The organism is Anabaena azotica SJ-1 (assembly GCF_047275885.1).
Taxonomy (GTDB): Bacteria; Cyanobacteriota; Cyanobacteriia; order Cyanobacteriales; family Nostocaceae; genus Trichormus_B; species Trichormus_B azotica_A.
In genome coordinates this window covers 1,133,841-1,150,587 of the sequence record NZ_CP178454.1, presented here as the reverse complement: position 1 = coordinate 1,150,587, position 16,747 = coordinate 1,133,841, and the positions used below count along the sequence as shown (strand labels likewise).

Sequence of the window (16,747 nt, the reverse complement as noted above, 5' to 3'; positions counted from 1 at the left end):
GGTATATCGAGATTTTTTGGTGGAAGATGTAGATGAACTTCCCGAAATTTGGTTTTCTTCTAATTAACCGGGTGTTAGTAAAACCATTTGTTGTTTCAAAAGATTTCTCACTCCATCTAACCCAAACTGCACTTTGGTGAAAATCTCTGCTACGGTAGATTTCCCATCACAGTTTTGCATAAACTCAAATTCGGCTGTTGATAGGTTAACTATTTGGTAATCGTAATTAAATAAGCATTGACTGGGAAACCCATCTATGCAGGGGTTGAGTTCGGGAATTGCTGCTAATAGGGTTTTATCTGCTGACCAGTCGGTTTTGGTGAGGGGGGGACGACTGAGGAAAAACTCGTAATGAGTTACTTCAGGATTCAGTAATTCTATCAAGCGATAACGTTGACGTTCTGTTAATTCTTCTGCTCTCTCTATTAACTCTGGTGCTTTTTCTAGGAGCTTTTCTAATTGCCAAAACCCAGGATTTGAGAATCCTACAAAGTCTAAACCGGAAGCGTCTATTAATTCAAATAGTGTATCAATGTTGTAGTCAGTTTCCTGGGGATGAACGTACATATCGGCAAAACATTCGTCCCGCTGATTTTCTAAAGCCCAACGTTCTTTTTCTCTCTTGACAATGCGGTTATTTTCTGGTAAAGAAGCAAATATTTTTCTACCGACTTGCACACCATCACAGTAGTCGCCTTTTTTGTTACCTTGGAGAAGTGCGATCGCTTTTTGCATGAGTTGAATTTCCCAGCGTCCCAATTCTCCATAGACAAAAATGTGCATTAGTCCACCGGGAGCTAATTTTTTCGCTAATGCTTGGATACCGCGAATGGGGTCTGGTAAGTGATGCAATACACCAACGCAATTAATTAAATCAAATTCACCTGGTATTTGTTCCACATCATAAATACTCAGGTGATGAAATTCTACACGGTCTGCACCAGAACTTTGACAGCGTTTTTTGGCTACTTCTAGGGTACCAGCACTTAAATCAATTCCGACTACCTGCGCGCGGGGGTTGAGATGTACTAAATATTCGGTTCCGACTCCTGAACCACAACCAGCGTCTAAGATGCAGATGTCTTGTTTTTGTGGTTTTCTACCTGTGCAGAAGTTGTAAGCGGCTAACCAATTCCAACGCCAATTGTAACCTGGTGGTGGTTCGTCGAGGATGGGTTCGGGGGGGAATGGATAGGTGTCGTAGAGTTTCGCAACAGCAGCACTTACTTGGGAGTCGGACATATTCGGGATTAACGCAGCATTTCTGAGTTTAGCGGATAGGGGGATTTTGGGGAAGGTTGACTATATCAATTCTGTCCATTCGTAGGTGTTTAGCAATGCTAAACCCTTACCGTTGATAGCTATGGGTATTGATACAGTAAAGACACTAATGTTAAGCTATGTAGTAATAAGTAAAATCTAGTTTATATATTTTACATCTTACTTTGATTAACCAGGAGTATTAATAATGCCTGTAGGTTTGCCTGAATTTGTGGAAAACCCGGAAAATCGTTGTCCGGTAATTCTCTTGCTTGATACCTCTGGCTCAATGTCAGGGCAACCTATCCAGGAGTTAAATAGAGGTTTGGCAGCTTTCAAAGAAGATGTGATGAAAGATGCTCAAGCTTCTTTGAGTGTAGAAGTTGCTATTGTCACCTTTGGACCTGTGCAACTAACACAAGATTTTGTCACTATTGATCATTTTATACCGCCTAAGCTAGAAGCAGATGGTGTTACCCCAATGGGTGAAGCCATAGAATACGCTTTGGATTTATTGGAAAAACGCAAACAGTCTTATAAGGATAACGGTGTTCTCTATTATCGTCCTTGGGTATTTCTAATTACCGACGGTGCGCCTACAGATGATTGGAAAGGTGCAGCGCAAAGGGTAAGAGAAGAAGAAGCACAGCGCCGAATGTTGTTTTTCACTGTTGGTGTTCAGGGTGCAGATATGAACAAACTTAAACAAATTGCCCCTCCTGAACGTCCTCCAGTGACCCTGAATGGCTTAGATTTTCGTGCTTTATTTGTTTGGCTTTCCACTTCCATGAAACGGGTTTCTAGTGGCAAAGTAGGGGAAGCTGTGGCATTACCGCCGGTGGGATGGGGTCAAATTACTACTTAGATTTTGAGGATTTATTTATTGTGGGTTGGAAAGCTATAGCGCGTTCTGCTGTGGGAACGAGTCATCAAGAGCAAAAAATACCTTGTCAAGATTGTGGAAATTATCGCATTTTTAATGATGTGATTGTGGGTGCAGTTTCTGATGGTGCTGGGAGTGCTAAATATTCTCATTTTGGTTCTGAATTGGCGGTAAAAACTGCGCTCAAATACCTTTCTAGAATTAGTGAATATCTTCAGAAGCGAAAAGGATTTTGGCAAAGGTTTTCTCAGCCACTTTCCCAAATAGAAGCGAAAAAGCTTTTTACTAAAACAGTTAACCAAGTTATTGCTGAGTTAAATAAACAAGCAACTAATAAAGGTTATTCTGTCAATGATTTAGCTTGCACTCTTTTGGTTTTCATAGCTACTCCTAAATGGGTTGCAGCCATGCAAATTGGGGATGGATTTATGGTGGTGCGTTTCCAGGATGCAGAATATCAACTGTTGTTTGAACCAGACAAAGGGGAATTTTTCAACGAAACAACTTTTGTGACTTCAGCTAATGCGCTGGAGGAAATGCAGGTACAAGTAATTTCAGGGAAGCAAGAGTTTATTTGTGCTTCTACTGATGGATTAGAAAAAGTAGCAATTCGCTTGAGTGACTGGAAACCTTTTCCACCATTTTTTAAACCTTTGGAGGAATATTTGAGAGAAACATCTAAACCAGAATATGATGATCAATATGTGATTGATTTTCTCAATTCTGATCGGTTAAATTCTCGCACTGATGATGATAAAACTTTGCTTTTATGTCTGTTGAGATATGATGCAATTGATGGCAATAAAACTGTAGGTTGGGTTGAAGAATGAAACCCAACATTTTCAATATTTCTGAGATTTTGTTGGGTTTCGCAAAGCCTCAACCCAACCTACGGATTTTAGGATTTTAGAAATATATTTCAAACCATCTAATTGAAATTCTATGACGGTTCTTACCTGTGCGAGTACGGGGAAATCAATTACTCTATTGGGTGAAGAGATTGCTAATAGTGGTGAAGCGAAAGTTTGGCGAACTAATCAAAATGGTTATTTAGCTAAAATTTACCATTGTCCAACACATGAACGGGTGCAGAAGTTAGCGGTAATGATAGCAAATCCACCCACAGAACCAAATTCCCATCTTAATCATGTTTCTTTTGCTTGGCCTAAGTCGGCGTTGAAAAATGCTCAGGGTGATTGTGTGGGCTTTTTGATGCCAGAAATTAAGGATGGAAAAGAACTTATTGATGTTTATAATCCCCGTCGCCGTAAAGCATTAAAACTTGAGGTTGATTGGCGGTTTCTGCACACAACGGCGCTGAATATTGTTTCAATTATTGAAGCACTGCACGCTGCTGGTTATGTTTTGGGTGATATTAAACCACAAAATATTTTAGTTAATAATCGGGCTTTACCTTCAATTATTGATACAGATTCTTTTCAGTTAAAAAATCCGAAAAATAGTAAGGTATATAATTGTTTAGTTGGTTCCGAGGGATATACACCACCGGAACTAATTGGAAAAGATTTTGATAGTATTGAGCAAACGGAAGTACATGATAGATTTCGGTTAGCATTAATTATTTATCAATTATTGTTTAGTGGTAATAGTCCTTTTGACGGAAAATGGACAGGCGCAGGGGAAACTCCAGAACTTGATGAACGTATTAAGCGGGGTATATGGTTGTATTCTCCAGATAATTTAATTCAACCAGTAGATAGAACAATTCCTATGAAAATTGTTCATCCAGAAATTCAGAAATGTTTTATTAAATGCTTTAATGATGGATATAAAAATCCTCATTTACGTCCGACTGCTAAGGAGTGGTTGGAGGCTTTAAGAATAGGAAATGAGAATTTAACTATATGTGGCAGGGTAGATAGTCATTTTTATAGTAGAACTTATGGTAGTTGTTATTGGTGCGATCGCTCTGCAAAATTGGGTGTTGATATTTTTCCTGGGGTTGTTAAGGTAAATTCATCTAATGTTGTTGCTTCCAAATCACAGTCTCAAGTTTTTGTCGCTACTAATACCTTAGAACTGGTACAGCAACAAGGAAAGATCATAACTGTAGTTGGTAAAGTTGTTATTACTAGCCATCTTAGCAGCACAAATATATTGTTTATTAACTTTGGTAACGTTTCCAGTCTCGTCAACGGTTACAGTCCTTTTACAATTGTTATATTTTCCGAAGGTTTAAAAAATTTATATAATTCCAGAACCTTAACAGTTACTCAGTTACGTAACTGGGTAGGAAGTTATATCAAAATTACAGGAACTCTTGAACTATATAAAAAATCTGCTCGCACTACTCCACAGATAATATTAAAAGACTCAAATCAAATAAGTCTTATCAGTCAATCTGAGGCTTATAAACTAATTGCGGGACAGACTGATACAAATACATCATACTCAGTTCAACAAAATCAATCTCAGGTTTCGCAACCAGCAGTTTCTCAACCTCAAAATCAAACTATAATAACCCAAAAATCAGGAACATATACTAATACAAATACTGTACCTACTGTACCTACTGTACAGCCGACTCAATCTAAAGTTCCGCAAACTAATCAGTCTGCTAATTTGCCTCGTCAGGTTGCACAAACGCCAGTTTATAAACCTCAGAGTCAAAGTGTAACAACACCTTTCGTAAGCAATAAGAAACTGAAAAAAGTATTATTAACAAGTGCCATAGTAGGATTAGTGGTAACTCAGATTTATGGCTATGCACGTTCTGTTTTATTTCCAACTAATTCTATATCTGTAATTGCAAAGTCACCTCGTAGTATCTCTTTGGAAAAAACCCTCTCTGGTCATTCTCAGTCGGTTATTTCTGTAGCCTATAGCCCCAATGGACAAACCTTGGCTAGTGGGAGTGCGGACGACACTATCAAACTATGGGATGTGACGACAGGAAACCTACTGCAAACTCTCTCTGGTCATTCTTACCGAGTAGCTTTCAGCCCTGATGGTCAAACTTTAGCTAGTATAAATAGGGAGATTACGGACGAAACTATCAAACTGTGGGATGTGAGGACGGGAAACCTACTGCAAACCCTCTCTGGTCATTCATACGGAGTTAGCTCTGTAGCCTTCAGCCCCGATGGTCAAACCTTGGCTAGTGGGAGTAGGGACAAGACTATCAAACTGTGGGATGTGAGGACAGGAAACATACTGCAAACTCTCTCTGGTCATTCTTACTGGGTCAATTCTGTAGCCTTCAGCCCCGATGGTCAAACCTTGGCTAGTAGTGGGAGTACGGACAACACTATCAAACTGTGGAATGTGAGGACGGGAAATCTACTGCAAACCCTCACTGCTCGTTCTTCAATGGTAGCCTTCAGCCCAGATGGTCAAACCTTAGCTAGTGGGAATGAGTATAACATCATCAAACTGTGGAATGTAACTACAGGAAAGCTACTGCAAACCATCACTGGTCATTCTGACGGGGTTTTTTCTGTGGCGTTCAGCCCAGATGGTCAAACCTTAGCTAGTGGGAGTAGGGACAAGACTATCAAACTGTGGGACGTTAGGACGGGAAAGCTACTGCAAACCATCACTGGTCATTCTGACTGGGTTTTTTCCCTAGCCTTCAGTCCTGATGGTCAAACCCTTGCTAGTGGAGGTCGTGACAAGACTATCAAGATTTGGCGGTTAAGGTGAATTATAAAATGTATTTAATTTAACTAAATCTTCCTTATATTCATCACTTGTACTAACATGACAAAAACAACATCCTAGAAAAAGCTATTGTACTTCTATACATTCAGCTAAGGATAGATAAAATCAAAAAAAGTATTTATAATGAGTGGAATACCACAAGTTAACATTAATCAATTACCTCCCGAAGTTCAAACTACTATCAATCTTATTTCCATAGGCAGTCCCTACCCTCACAGCAAAGATGGCATTGTGTTCAAAAACCTTGAGGGATTATTGCCACCACAAACGCGAGGATATTATAAAGAATACACAGTACCCACCCCAGGAGCAACAGACAGAGGTACTCGTCGCCTAGTTATTGGGCAAAATGGCGAAATTTACTATACTGCTGATCATTACATTACCTTTCAAGAAGTCATCTAATAGCTATAATAAGTGAGGAATATTATGAATAATTTTTTCAATGTTTTATCAACAGACATTAAAGAAAACATCCATCAAACAGTGGAACAAATGGCCGCAGAACCAGGAACAAAAGTCTTCTATCTGAATGGTAAAAAAATCAATAACAAACAAACTTTTTTAAAACAAGCTGCTGAAGCAATGGAATTTCCTGAATACTTCGGCAATAACTGGGATGCTTTTGATGAATGTATCACCGATTTAACATGGTGTCCGGCTCAAAGATATGTCATATTATATGATTATGCTGATATCTTTGCTCAAGCTGAACCGACGCAATACCAAATAGCATTAGATATTTTAAATTCAGCGCAGGAATACTGGGAAGATAATAATACTTCTTTCAAGTTTTTAACTATCAAAAAATAGGTAAATTCAATTTTGCACTATTTATCGTTTGTTGTGGTTGTCAGAATCAGGATAACCAGGATGTGAGGATGTACAGGATTGCAGTTTATAGATTGTCTGTAAATATTTAATGATGATAAATTTTAATTCAGACAAAAAATATATTTCCTATCATTCAAAGAAAACTATTTAGGAGTACCATATAAATAAAAATCATGTTGACTTGACCAATAACTTGGTGCTTCAATAGTTCCTGTTAATGACTCTAGTACATCCCAAGCATTACCTTCATTTTTTATATATTCTGATGTTTCCTCAAAAAGAGGATTATCTTTGTGCATTCCCGCAAATTTCATCCAAGGATGTTCTGTGTTCTGTTTGAGGTGGTTCGATTTCTAAAGTTACTATTTCTGGTTTTCGTGCTTGAAAAATTTGAATTAGATTATTTAATGCTTCTTCTTTAGTAGCACCTAAACTTTGGCATTCTGGTAAACTTAACAGTGTAGCTTTAACTGTGCCATCTTCTTGATTTTCTATCAGCACATCATAAGTTAACTTAGGCGCAATTGTGGAAAGAGAATTTTTAACAGATAAAATCATGATATTTTTACTCTTATAACTCTTGATTGATTATAACCTTGATCAAAATTTCTATATAATCTGATATTCTTGGCACAAAAACTGACCATATTAGAGGAACTTAACCAGACTAACCCTGACTAAAATATCCCCGACTTCTTAGAAGAGTTGGGGCGCTTTTAATTTTTACAAATTCAAAGTATAAAATATAGAGTATAAATTATTAATTAAGAATTATAGATTATAAATTATGGTCGTCTCCACAATCTATGTAAATCCTGTTACCGGAAATGATACTAATACTGGTTCTCGGCTAAGTCCTTTCAAAACCATTACTGGGGCTTTAAAGGCGACTCAATCACCAGCAATTATTCAGTTAGCACCGGGGACTTACAGCACTGCTAGTGGTGAGGTGTTTCCTCTGATTATTGGTGGAGGGATGTTGGTGGTGGGTAATGAAGCTAACAAAGGTCAGTTAATTGTGATTTCTGGGAGTGGTGAGTATCAAAGTCCTACCTTTGGTCTACAAAATATTACATTATTGCTGCTAAGTGATGCGAGTTTGTTGGGTGTGACGGTAAGTAATCCTATTTCTAAGGGTACGGGGATTTGGATTGAATCAACAAGTCCGACTTTAGCAAATAATACTTTTAGTAAATGTGGGAGAGAAGGGATATTTGCAACTGGTAACGCTAAACCTGCAATTTTGGATAATTTGTTTGTACAGAATGTGGCTAGTGGGTTGATGATGGCACGTTATAGCAAAGGGGAAGTGTTGCGGAATGCGTTTGAAAATAATCCGGTGGGGATAGCTGTTAGTGATTTTGCAGCCCCTCTGGTGGCTAATAATAAACTCACAAATAACCGAATTGCGATCGCACTGTCTCGTGATGCTAGTCCTGTATTACGACGCAATCTGATCAGCAAAAATATTCAAGGTGGTTTGTTGGTAAATGGTAATGCAAATCCTGACTTGGGCAAAGAACAAGACCCGGCTGATAATATTTTTAGAAATCAAGGTGAATTTGATGTCCAGAATTTATCTTCCCAAAAGTTAATTTCTGTGGGTAATCAGTTGAATCCCACTCAAGTGAAGGGGTTGGTAGAATTTATTGCGGCTACAGCCGACACTCCCAGTCAAGTGGGAATTAGTACCAGTTTTTCTGATTTGGATGGACATTGGGCTGCTGCTTTTGTTGAAGCTTTGGTGAATAGAGGTTTTATTAGTGGCTTTCCTGATGGTACTTTTCAACCATCCACACCCATTACTCGCGCTCAATATGCTGCCTTAATTACTAAGACTTTTCAACTCCCTGATAGTAAAAATTTAAATAAGTTTAAGGATGTGAGAACGGATTTTTGGGCTGCTGGTGCGATCGCAAATGCTGCTGATGGGGGTTTTTTGGGTGGTTTCCCTGATGGGACTTTTCGACCAGGACAAAATTTAACCAAGGTTCAAGCCATAGTATCTATTGTCAATGGGTTGAAATTTACTGGCAGTAATCCCAATGGTTTAACAGTTTACAAAGACCGGGCGCAAATTCCCAGTTATGCTACCAATGCAGTCACAATTGCCACACAAAAGCTGCTAATAGTCAATTATCCACAACTAGAACTTTTAGAACCATTACGAGAAATCACCCGTGCGGAAGTAGCCGCTTTAATTTATCAAGCATTGGTGGCTAAAGGTGAGATAGAAGCTATACCTTCTGCTTATATTGTTAAACCAGATACAGATATTCCCTCATTTTCTGATTTAGTGGGACATTGGGCAGAGCCTTTTATTCGAGCTTTAGTAAGCATGAATTTAACTCAAGGTTTTGCTGATGGTAGTTACCAGCCAGATAAACCCATGACTCGCGCCCAGTATGCGGCTTTTATTACGGCTGCTTTTAACCCAGTGTCCAAACGTCAAGCCACAGAATTTACTGATGTACCATCAAATTTTTGGGCTGCTAAGGCGATTCAACAGGCTGCTAATGGGGGTTTTGTGGGCGGTTTTAGCGATCGCACTTTTCGTCCTGATCAGAATGTACAACGCCTACAAGTCATAGTTTCTCTGGTCAACGGACTAGGACTACCAGCCGCCAGCACTGATTTATTAAATGTCTATAGTGATAGAAAGTCTATTCCTGAATATGCTCGCACAGCGATCGCTACTGCCACACAATATAAAATGATCATCAATTATCCAGACTCCAAATTACTTGCACCCACACGAGATGCCACACGCGGCGAAGTTGCAGCTATGATTTATCAGGCACTAGTTGCCCTTCAGCGTGTAAAACCCATTAATTAGGGAGTAGGGAGAAAATAAATTCTTCTGAACTCCTTAGTTTGGTTCTATTTCATACCAAAGTAATTTTGTCAATAGCGTAAGTTATACTATATTATTTTGCATATTAGCGATTGACAAGTAGAATAAAAAACACTGCCTATAAAATTTGCAGCTGGTGAACAAACATTCATGTAGCTAAAAAGACTTAGGCTAGATGCGATGGGTGACACATTTATACCTATTGCTTGGAACTAAAAGCCCCATGCTAACAACACCCCCAGATACCTCCGCCGAATTGGCCGTCAACTTATTAGTCCACTATAGTTTTGACCTCAATGGGTACAGTGCCAGTGAGTTAATTAACCGTTGGCGATATGATTACCCAATGAATTGGCTACATCTAGCAGTTATTGAAGCACTGTATCAAGGACGCTATAAAGCGATATCAGTACAACAAATATTAAACTTTTGGCTACGGCGAGGTGAGGTAATTTATCATTTCAACATGGAATTTGAACGCCTAATTTGCAGTAAGTTTCCAGCTAATTTAAGCAAAGTATCTCCGCCTGTTTTACCACCAATACCGCAAGCGCAGCCAATTGAGCAGCCAAAAAACTCTCAATTACTACCTGCACAAGGGGGTAATTATTACCGAGAAAGTCATACTGCATCCCGAACAATAGCCAATGGAGAACCGGAAAGCCGTGTTTTAACATCTCCTTCATTTAAAGTGGCAGCAGATGTTAGCAAGCGACAGTTAGCTGCAACAGTTAGTCAAAAGCTGATTGCTCAAAAAAGCCTGATTCCAGCGCCAATGCCAAAACTGCTGCCAGGAAATGCTAATAATCCGCCAATTGGTCAGTTTACTCCCCAAAGAAGCGATCGCATTGAGTCATTCACATCCAAACTCAAAGCGATGACTGGTGAAGAAGCGGAATTTGCCGTGTGATTGGAGATAAGCCCAATTTTAGATTTAATTTAACGGTTCCATCATGGCTCTCAAACCCCTGCTATTAAGGATTTGAACCATTTCTCTGGCGTTATCTAGAGTGCTAAAAACTCCTACTTGCATGACTGTGCGACCTTGTGAGACTTTAGCAAAAGCATCAGGAGCAACAGAAAGCACTGTTTCCCGTTGTTGATTGTTGGTGACTGGGACTACCACACGATAACGTGAACCCTGACGAGTGGTTGTATAAGGTTTGGATGCTAGGACTACACTAGAATTGCTATCAGTTCTAGGCGTGGAAATGGATGCTTGAGGAGCAATAAATTCAATTACTCCTGATTCCATCACTTCTGATTCAGTTACACCCTGTTTAATGACTCTGGGTTCAACTCGCACATAATTTAATTGCGGTGTATTGGTTTGAGAATTAGTTTTGGGGACAGAATTTTGTAGATTAGTTGGGGCTACTTTAGGGAGAAGATTATTTTCAGGAGGGGTGCTTCGACTGGATAAAATCACCGTAGACTGATTGAAAGCTCTAGGTATATTAGGTTCTGCAAAAACTATTTCTCCTCCTGTGGGTATTTGCTGTGCAGAGACAGAATTAGTTGCAGAATTTCTAACAGAATTTCTCACAATGGTGGTTCTTGAAGCGTTAATATTTACATTGCCGATAATACGATTTTTAGATAGGTTGTTTCCCCCAGCAAAAATTACCTGCTTGGCAGCTTTGGCATTAATATCATAGCGGGCATTATTCCAAAATTGGTTGCCACCAGACTCGCTAGAATTGCCTAAATCTGGTATAGCTTGGGCAATAATCACCAAACCATCTTCTTTGCTGCTTTGAATGACATTATTTCGTAAAATCGGGCTTGTATTTGCTTGAACGATAATTCCTGATCTGTTATTGGAAATTTGATTACCAACAATTATGGGAGCAGCATTTTGAGCGACGTTAATCGCAAAACCCGTATTTTGAAAGACATTTTCCCGAATTTCGGCACGAGAATCACCAGAAACGGTAATACCATTGGCACCATTTTGATAAAAATAATTTTTGCTAATTGTGGGAGTAGCATTACCAGTGGTAGAAATGCCATCTTGGGTATTGCCAGTAAATGTATTTTCCTGAATCACGAGATTAGCCGATTCAATCCATAAACCATAACCACGGCTGTTGGTATTGGTGACTGTGACTCCGCTTAAACTGGCTTGATTCGCACCGACAATAGCAACGTTTTGACGGCCAAAGCTGCGACTGAGGTATTCACCACCACCGTTAATTTTGACGGTTCTGCCTTGGTTGCGAATATCTCCTTGAATAGCTACATTCTGTTTGAGGATGATGGGGAATACTTCCCCTGTTTTGGGACTATATGTACCGGGAGCAAGGATAATCAGAGTATTTGGTTGTGCTAGTTGTAAGGCTTTGGTAATTGTCTTGAAGGGAGCGATTTCACTACCGTTACTTTCTTGGTCATTACCGATACTTGGGTTGACAAAGAGGATGTTAACCTGAGAAATTGTTTTCTCACTCTGGACTATTTTTGTTGATGTTGTGGGAATTTGAGCGATCGCACTGCTAATGTTGGTACTTAGTAAGGCTGGAATTACTACCACCAAACCCAAGGTCAAACCTACAATTGGGGAAGGTGTAGCAGAAAGTCTGTTAAATTCTGAGAAAATGAGTTTTTGAGACATCATCTCTGCTTTACGGCTAGAAATAAAATTAAGAAGAGGCATAAACTATATACAACTCCGGTAGCACACCCATCAGTAATTTTCTCAGACTGTCAGACTGAATATTTCGATCATATTATCCGTAAAGTTGACCAAGTGGCTATTTTTCCTACAAATAAATTAGTAAATTTTAACTCTAGCAATCCTCAATGCAGCGTAAGTAAACTCAATGCCCAATGCCTAATTTCCAAACAACATAAGTAAAATAACAAATTAAATCGGATTACTATATGTCAATTTTAATTAAACTCAGAATGGGGTTGTTGTAATGGTTACAGCCCATCATCAAGGACAAGAAACACAACAAGTGGTATACCGTATTCTGGATGCTAATTTAGACCGCGCTCGCGAAGGGTTGCGTATTATTGAAGAATGGTGTCGTTTTGGGTTAAATGATGCCTCGTTAGCTGAAGCTTGTAAGCACTTACGTCAAGAGGTAGGTCGGTGGCATACGGCACAAATGAGGGCAGCACGAGATACACCTGGTGATCCTGGTACGGATTTAACTCATCCTCAAGAGGAACAACGGGCTGATATCACATCTTTACTGCAAGCTAATTTTTGTCGTGTCCAAGAAGCACTGAGGGTTTTGGAGGAATATGGCAAATTGTATGACCCAAATATGGGGAGTGCTTTTAAGCAGATGCGTTATCAGGTTTATACTCTAGAAAGCACTTTGATGGGTTATCAACGTCATCAATTACTGGGGCGATCGCGTCTATATTTGGTAACATCGCCAGTAGATCATTTGCTGGAAACTGTGGAAGCGGCTCTCAAAGGTGGATTAACGCTGCTACAGTATCGTGAAAAGACATCTGATGATCTGATTCGTCTGGAAAGAGCCAGGAAACTCCAGCAATTATGTCAGGATTATGGTGCTTTGTTTATCATCAATGATAGGGTAGATTTGGCGCTGGCTGTGGGTGCGGATGGAGTGCATTTAGGACAGCAAGATATGCCGATCGCCGTTGCTAGGCAATTATTGGGTTCACAACGGTTAATCGGGCGCTCTACCACAAATCCCCAAGAAATGCAAGGGGCAATTGCAGAAGGTGCAGATTATATTGGTGTCGGTCCAGTCTATGAAACACCAACTAAAGCAGGTAAAGCCGCAGCAGGGTTGGAATATGTCAAGTATGCAGCCAAAAATTGTCCCATCCCTTGGTTTGCGATTGGGGGAATTGATGCCAGTAATATTAATGATGTGATTGATGCCGGAAGTCAAAGAGTGGCTGTAGTGCGATCGCTCATGCAAGCTGAACAACCTACTTTAGTCACACAATATTTTATTTCTCAGCTTTATCGGAAATAGGTGACAGGTGACAGAAAGCTGGGGACTACGACCAAAAGTTTTTGAATTGTGAATTTTGAATAGATTGATTATGAATTCTCAAATTAGTTTGCAAGTCAATGGGGAAAATCAGAGTTGTGTACCCCAAACCCCTTTACCTGAATTACTTCAGCAGTTGGGTTTTAATCCCCGTTTGGTAGCAGTGGAATATAATGGTGAAATTTTACACCGTCAATTTTGGTCAGAAACTAAAATCGAAAATGGCGATCGCTTGGAAGTAGTCACTATTGTCGGCGGAGGATAATTTTCTGTATATATTTAGACATACCAGTTATGTAGTTATTGAGGTACAGAATCTAAATTGAAACCTAGACAACAATAAAGTTTTACTCCTGACACCTGACACCTGACTCCTGCTGTAAGTTCTAAAATAAAAAAGAAACGCAATCATTTATAACATTCATCAAAATCAATGGGAATATTCGGATTAGGTAAAAAACTGGCTATGATTTCACCTGAACAAGCCTTACCAGGACGCACAGACAAAATGCCCGTACCGGCAAAACACTACGTTAACAGCAATCCTCTCCAACCGCCTTTTCCTGAAGCAATGGAAACAGCAATGTTTGGTTTAGGCTGTTTTTGGGGTGCAGAACGTAAATTCTGGCAACAACCAGGAGTTTACAGCACTGCGGTTGGTTATGCTGCTGGTTACACACCCAACCCAAACTACAGAGAAGTATGCACAGGTTTAACAGGTCATAATGAAGTAGTGCTTGTGGTTTTTGACCCCACTTTAATTACTTATTCCCAACTGCTAAAAGTCTTCTGGGAAAGTCATAATCCCACCCAAGGTATGCGTCAAGGTAATGACAGTGGTACTCAATACCGTTCAGGTATTTACGTTTATTCCCAAACTCAAAAGCAATTAGCACAAGCATCACAGGAAGCTTATCAACAAGCACTTAATAGTGCTGGTTATGGCAAAATTACCACAGAAATTTTAGAAGCACCTGAATTTTACTATGCTGAAGACTACCATCAGCAATATTTAGCCAAAAATCCTGGTGGATATTGTGGCTTAGGTGGTACTAATGTGGCTTGTCCCGTAGGAGTTTCCGTTAACAGTTAACAGTAGGAAAAGGCAAGAGGCAATAGGCAATAAATAGGTTATTTTCTCCGTCTACCCACACTTCTATTACCTAATTATTTGCCTTTGAGCCTTTTGCCTTCTATTTGTAGCTCATATTCTTTTTCTAAAAAATGCTCATGATTGTAATGATCCCTGCACTAGTCAAAACAATTAAAAAACCCATGACTATAGATTGACTCAAACTATTTGGTAATTTTGTATTATTCATTTCTCAGTAAAATCCTTATTATTTTAAAGCTTAGGTTAAGATTAACAGGATTTGTATAAAGGAATATCTAAAGTCTAGGCAAAATCAAGTAAAAATTAAAATTGCTTAAAAGAACTTAGCATATTCTTCATTTTTCTTTATAAATTTATAGCCGTATTAATACAATTTGATTTTTATAATTCCTGATACTTGTATTTATGCGTATTTAATTAGGATTGTGCCTACGTATTATCTAACAGTTAATTTTTAAATCCGATTCCATGCAGCTTTAATTCAAACTTTATATTGATATCCGTACATAATCAATACCCTATTATCGACAGGGATAGGTGTCTTTATAGGGTAAGATAAAGCTTAATTAAGGTAAAAATATCTATTTCTAGGGAATCATCATGACAGTTTCCACAGCTTTTGACTTGGATCGCTTAAATCAGCAATTTGAAACCGCTACGCCCAAAGAAATCCTAGCATGGTCTATCGAGAACATCCCCACAGGACTGGTACAAACCAGCGCCTTTAACGTCGATGACTTGGTAATTACTCATATTCTCTATACTGAACTCAAGCATCCAGTCCCTGTAATCTTTCTCGATACCTTATATCACTTTCCCCAAACCTTAGAACTTGTTGCTAAAGCTAAAGAAATCTATAACCTAGATTTGCAAACTTATAAAACTCCAGATGTAGAATCCCGCGAAGCCTTTGCTGCTAAGTTTGGTGAAGCACTTTGGGATAAAGATATTACAGAATTCCACCAAATTACAAAAATTGAACCACTGCTACGGGGTCTAAAGGAACTCAACACCACAGCGTGGATTACAGGCCGTCGCCGTGACCAAGCTGTTACTCGTGCAAATATGCCTATATTTGAATTGGATAATTTGGGAAGATTAAAAGTAAATCCCATTGCAGCTTGGACACGCAAAGATAGCTGGGCTTATGTAGCTGAACATGGAGTAATTTACAATCCTCTCCATGACCAAGGTTATCCTAGCATTGGCGATGAACCCATTACCACCAAAGTAGCTGATGGTGAAGACGAACGCGCTGGACGCTGGAGAGGAACTGCTAAAACTGAGTGTGGAATTCACATTTAGTCAGTTCTCAGAGTAGGGTGTGTTAGCGACAGCGTAACGCACCTTAATTTATATATTTTATCTGAATCAGGATTTTCAGGATGTGATTTAATTGTTATTACAACCTACTAAAAATTATAAAACCATTGCTATTTTGACATTAATTTTTTTCGTTCAGCTAGTCTATCTTCGCTATTAATTTGCAACAAATTAACGCGAAGTTTTATAATACTCACAGGTTATTACTCAAATACGATAAATTACCAGCTTTAATCATGACAATTAAGTGTTCAATACGTTCATACTCATCGAGTTCTTTTGACTCTGTGGGTGTGAGTGTACCTGCTTGACTGCGTGCGAGTAAGGTACTTAATCTATCTTGCATTTCTGGTGTGGGTTTAAATTCTGCTATTTGTTGTGGGGTGGGGTTACTAGCAAGAAAATTAAGAATATACTTGTAAATAGTTGTTGGTATAAGGGGTTGTTGAAGACTCAAAGCAAGTAGTTCTGGTAAAGAATCTATTCCTATTTGTGCTATTTGTTGAGATAATTCTTCTGATATGTCTAGGGTAATTTTGGGCATAGTGTATTTTTCCAAAATCTGTTATTTTATTATTGTCTGAATTAGGATTTACAGGATATTTATTTTATCTGTGATGTACTAATATTTTAAGTTGTCTGAATCAGGATGTCCAGGATTTTAGGATTTACAGGATTAAATTACCCATAGAGGATATCTTTGTAACCTCTTACCTTCGTATCCTTCGCTTCTTCGTGGTTCAATAAAAAAGATAGAATATATCTGAATCAGGATGTCCAGAATTTGAGGATTTTCAGGATGTGATTGGATGATT

General features: G+C 38.9%; 16 protein-coding genes. 11 read left to right on the top strand and 5 right to left on the bottom strand.

The features are described from left to right. Positions 1–63: 63 nt before the first annotated feature. On the bottom strand, positions 64–1,242 hold the full coding sequence (locus tag ACLLO5_RS04955) for a class I SAM-dependent methyltransferase (RefSeq protein ID WP_413174373.1): 1,179 nt from the start codon (positions 1,240–1,242) through the stop codon (positions 64–66). Between the two features lie 226 nt (positions 1,243–1,468). On the opposite strand from ACLLO5_RS04955, the gene ACLLO5_RS04950 reads away from it, so the two are divergent. From ACLLO5_RS04950 to ACLLO5_RS04930, 5 genes are all read left to right on the top strand, one after another. Next, positions 1,469–2,125, top strand: a complete 657-nt coding sequence (locus ACLLO5_RS04950; RefSeq protein WP_413174372.1) for a vWA domain-containing protein — start codon at positions 1,469–1,471, stop codon at positions 2,123–2,125. Positions 2,126–2,145: 20 nt separating this feature from the next. Further along, positions 2,146–2,973: a PP2C family serine/threonine-protein phosphatase gene (locus ACLLO5_RS04945; RefSeq protein WP_413176011.1), complete on the top strand. Its 828-nt coding sequence runs from the start codon at positions 2,146–2,148 to the stop codon at positions 2,971–2,973. A gap of 112 nt (positions 2,974–3,085) precedes the next feature. Then, the gene (locus ACLLO5_RS04940; RefSeq protein WP_413174371.1) at positions 3,086–5,806 is read left to right on the top strand and encodes a protein kinase domain-containing protein; all 2,721 of its coding nucleotides are present in this window, start codon (positions 3,086–3,088) and stop codon (positions 5,804–5,806) included. 141 nt (positions 5,807–5,947) lie between these two features. After that, positions 5,948–6,229, top strand: a complete 282-nt coding sequence (locus ACLLO5_RS04935) for a ribonuclease domain-containing protein (protein WP_413174370.1) — start codon at positions 5,948–5,950, stop codon at positions 6,227–6,229. Between the two features lie 24 nt (positions 6,230–6,253). Beyond that, positions 6,254–6,637, top strand: coding sequence for a barstar family protein (locus tag ACLLO5_RS04930; RefSeq protein WP_413174369.1), 384 nt, complete (start codon positions 6,254–6,256; stop codon positions 6,635–6,637). 164 nt (positions 6,638–6,801) lie between these two features. On the opposite strand, the gene ACLLO5_RS04925 is transcribed toward ACLLO5_RS04930, so the two are convergent. Further along, complete coding sequence (locus ACLLO5_RS04925; RefSeq protein WP_413174368.1) at positions 6,802–6,957, bottom strand: hypothetical protein; 156 nt, start codon at positions 6,955–6,957, stop codon at positions 6,802–6,804. Further along, the gene (locus ACLLO5_RS04920; protein WP_413174367.1) at positions 6,944–7,216 is read right to left on the bottom strand and encodes a type II toxin-antitoxin system HicB family antitoxin; all 273 of its coding nucleotides are present in this window, start codon (positions 7,214–7,216) and stop codon (positions 6,944–6,946) included. The genes ACLLO5_RS04925 and ACLLO5_RS04920 overlap by 14 nt, the downstream gene beginning before the upstream one ends. Before the next feature lie 229 nt (positions 7,217–7,445). On the opposite strand from ACLLO5_RS04920, the gene ACLLO5_RS04915 reads away from it, so the two are divergent. Then, positions 7,446–9,494, top strand: coding sequence for an S-layer homology domain-containing protein (locus ACLLO5_RS04915; protein ID WP_413174366.1), 2,049 nt, complete (start codon positions 7,446–7,448; stop codon positions 9,492–9,494). A gap of 241 nt (positions 9,495–9,735) precedes the next feature. Then, complete coding sequence (locus tag ACLLO5_RS04910; protein WP_413174365.1) at positions 9,736–10,422, top strand: hypothetical protein; 687 nt, start codon at positions 9,736–9,738, stop codon at positions 10,420–10,422. A 24-nt stretch (positions 10,423–10,446) separates the two neighbouring features. Here ACLLO5_RS04910 and ACLLO5_RS04905 read toward each other — a convergent pair whose 3' ends face one another. Then, positions 10,447–12,168: a DUF1565 domain-containing protein gene (locus ACLLO5_RS04905; RefSeq protein WP_413174364.1), complete on the bottom strand. Its 1,722-nt coding sequence runs from the start codon at positions 12,166–12,168 to the stop codon at positions 10,447–10,449. Positions 12,169–12,433: 265 nt separating this feature from the next. On the opposite strand from ACLLO5_RS04905, the gene ACLLO5_RS04900 reads away from it, so the two are divergent. The 4 genes from ACLLO5_RS04900 (at position 12,434) to cysH (ending at position 15,914) form a co-directional block, all read left to right on the top strand. Beyond that, complete coding sequence (locus ACLLO5_RS04900) at positions 12,434–13,477, top strand: thiamine phosphate synthase (RefSeq protein ID WP_413174363.1); 1,044 nt, start codon at positions 12,434–12,436, stop codon at positions 13,475–13,477. 70 nt (positions 13,478–13,547) lie between these two features. After that, the gene (gene thiS, locus ACLLO5_RS04895; protein WP_413174362.1) at positions 13,548–13,760 is read left to right on the top strand and encodes a sulfur carrier protein ThiS; all 213 of its coding nucleotides are present in this window, start codon (positions 13,548–13,550) and stop codon (positions 13,758–13,760) included. A 168-nt stretch (positions 13,761–13,928) separates the two neighbouring features. Beyond that, a complete protein-coding gene (gene msrA, locus ACLLO5_RS04890; RefSeq protein WP_413174361.1) occupies positions 13,929–14,588 on the top strand; it encodes a peptide-methionine (S)-S-oxide reductase MsrA in 660 nt (219 codons plus the stop codon). A 621-nt stretch (positions 14,589–15,209) separates the two neighbouring features. Beyond that, positions 15,210–15,914, top strand: coding sequence for a phosphoadenosine phosphosulfate reductase (cysH, locus tag ACLLO5_RS04885; protein ID WP_413174360.1), 705 nt, complete (start codon positions 15,210–15,212; stop codon positions 15,912–15,914). Positions 15,915–16,125: 211 nt separating this feature from the next. Here cysH and ACLLO5_RS04880 read toward each other — a convergent pair whose 3' ends face one another. Continuing rightward, positions 16,126–16,476: a hypothetical protein gene (locus tag ACLLO5_RS04880; RefSeq protein ID WP_413174359.1), complete on the bottom strand. Its 351-nt coding sequence runs from the start codon at positions 16,474–16,476 to the stop codon at positions 16,126–16,128. Positions 16,477–16,747 lie beyond the last annotated feature (271 nt).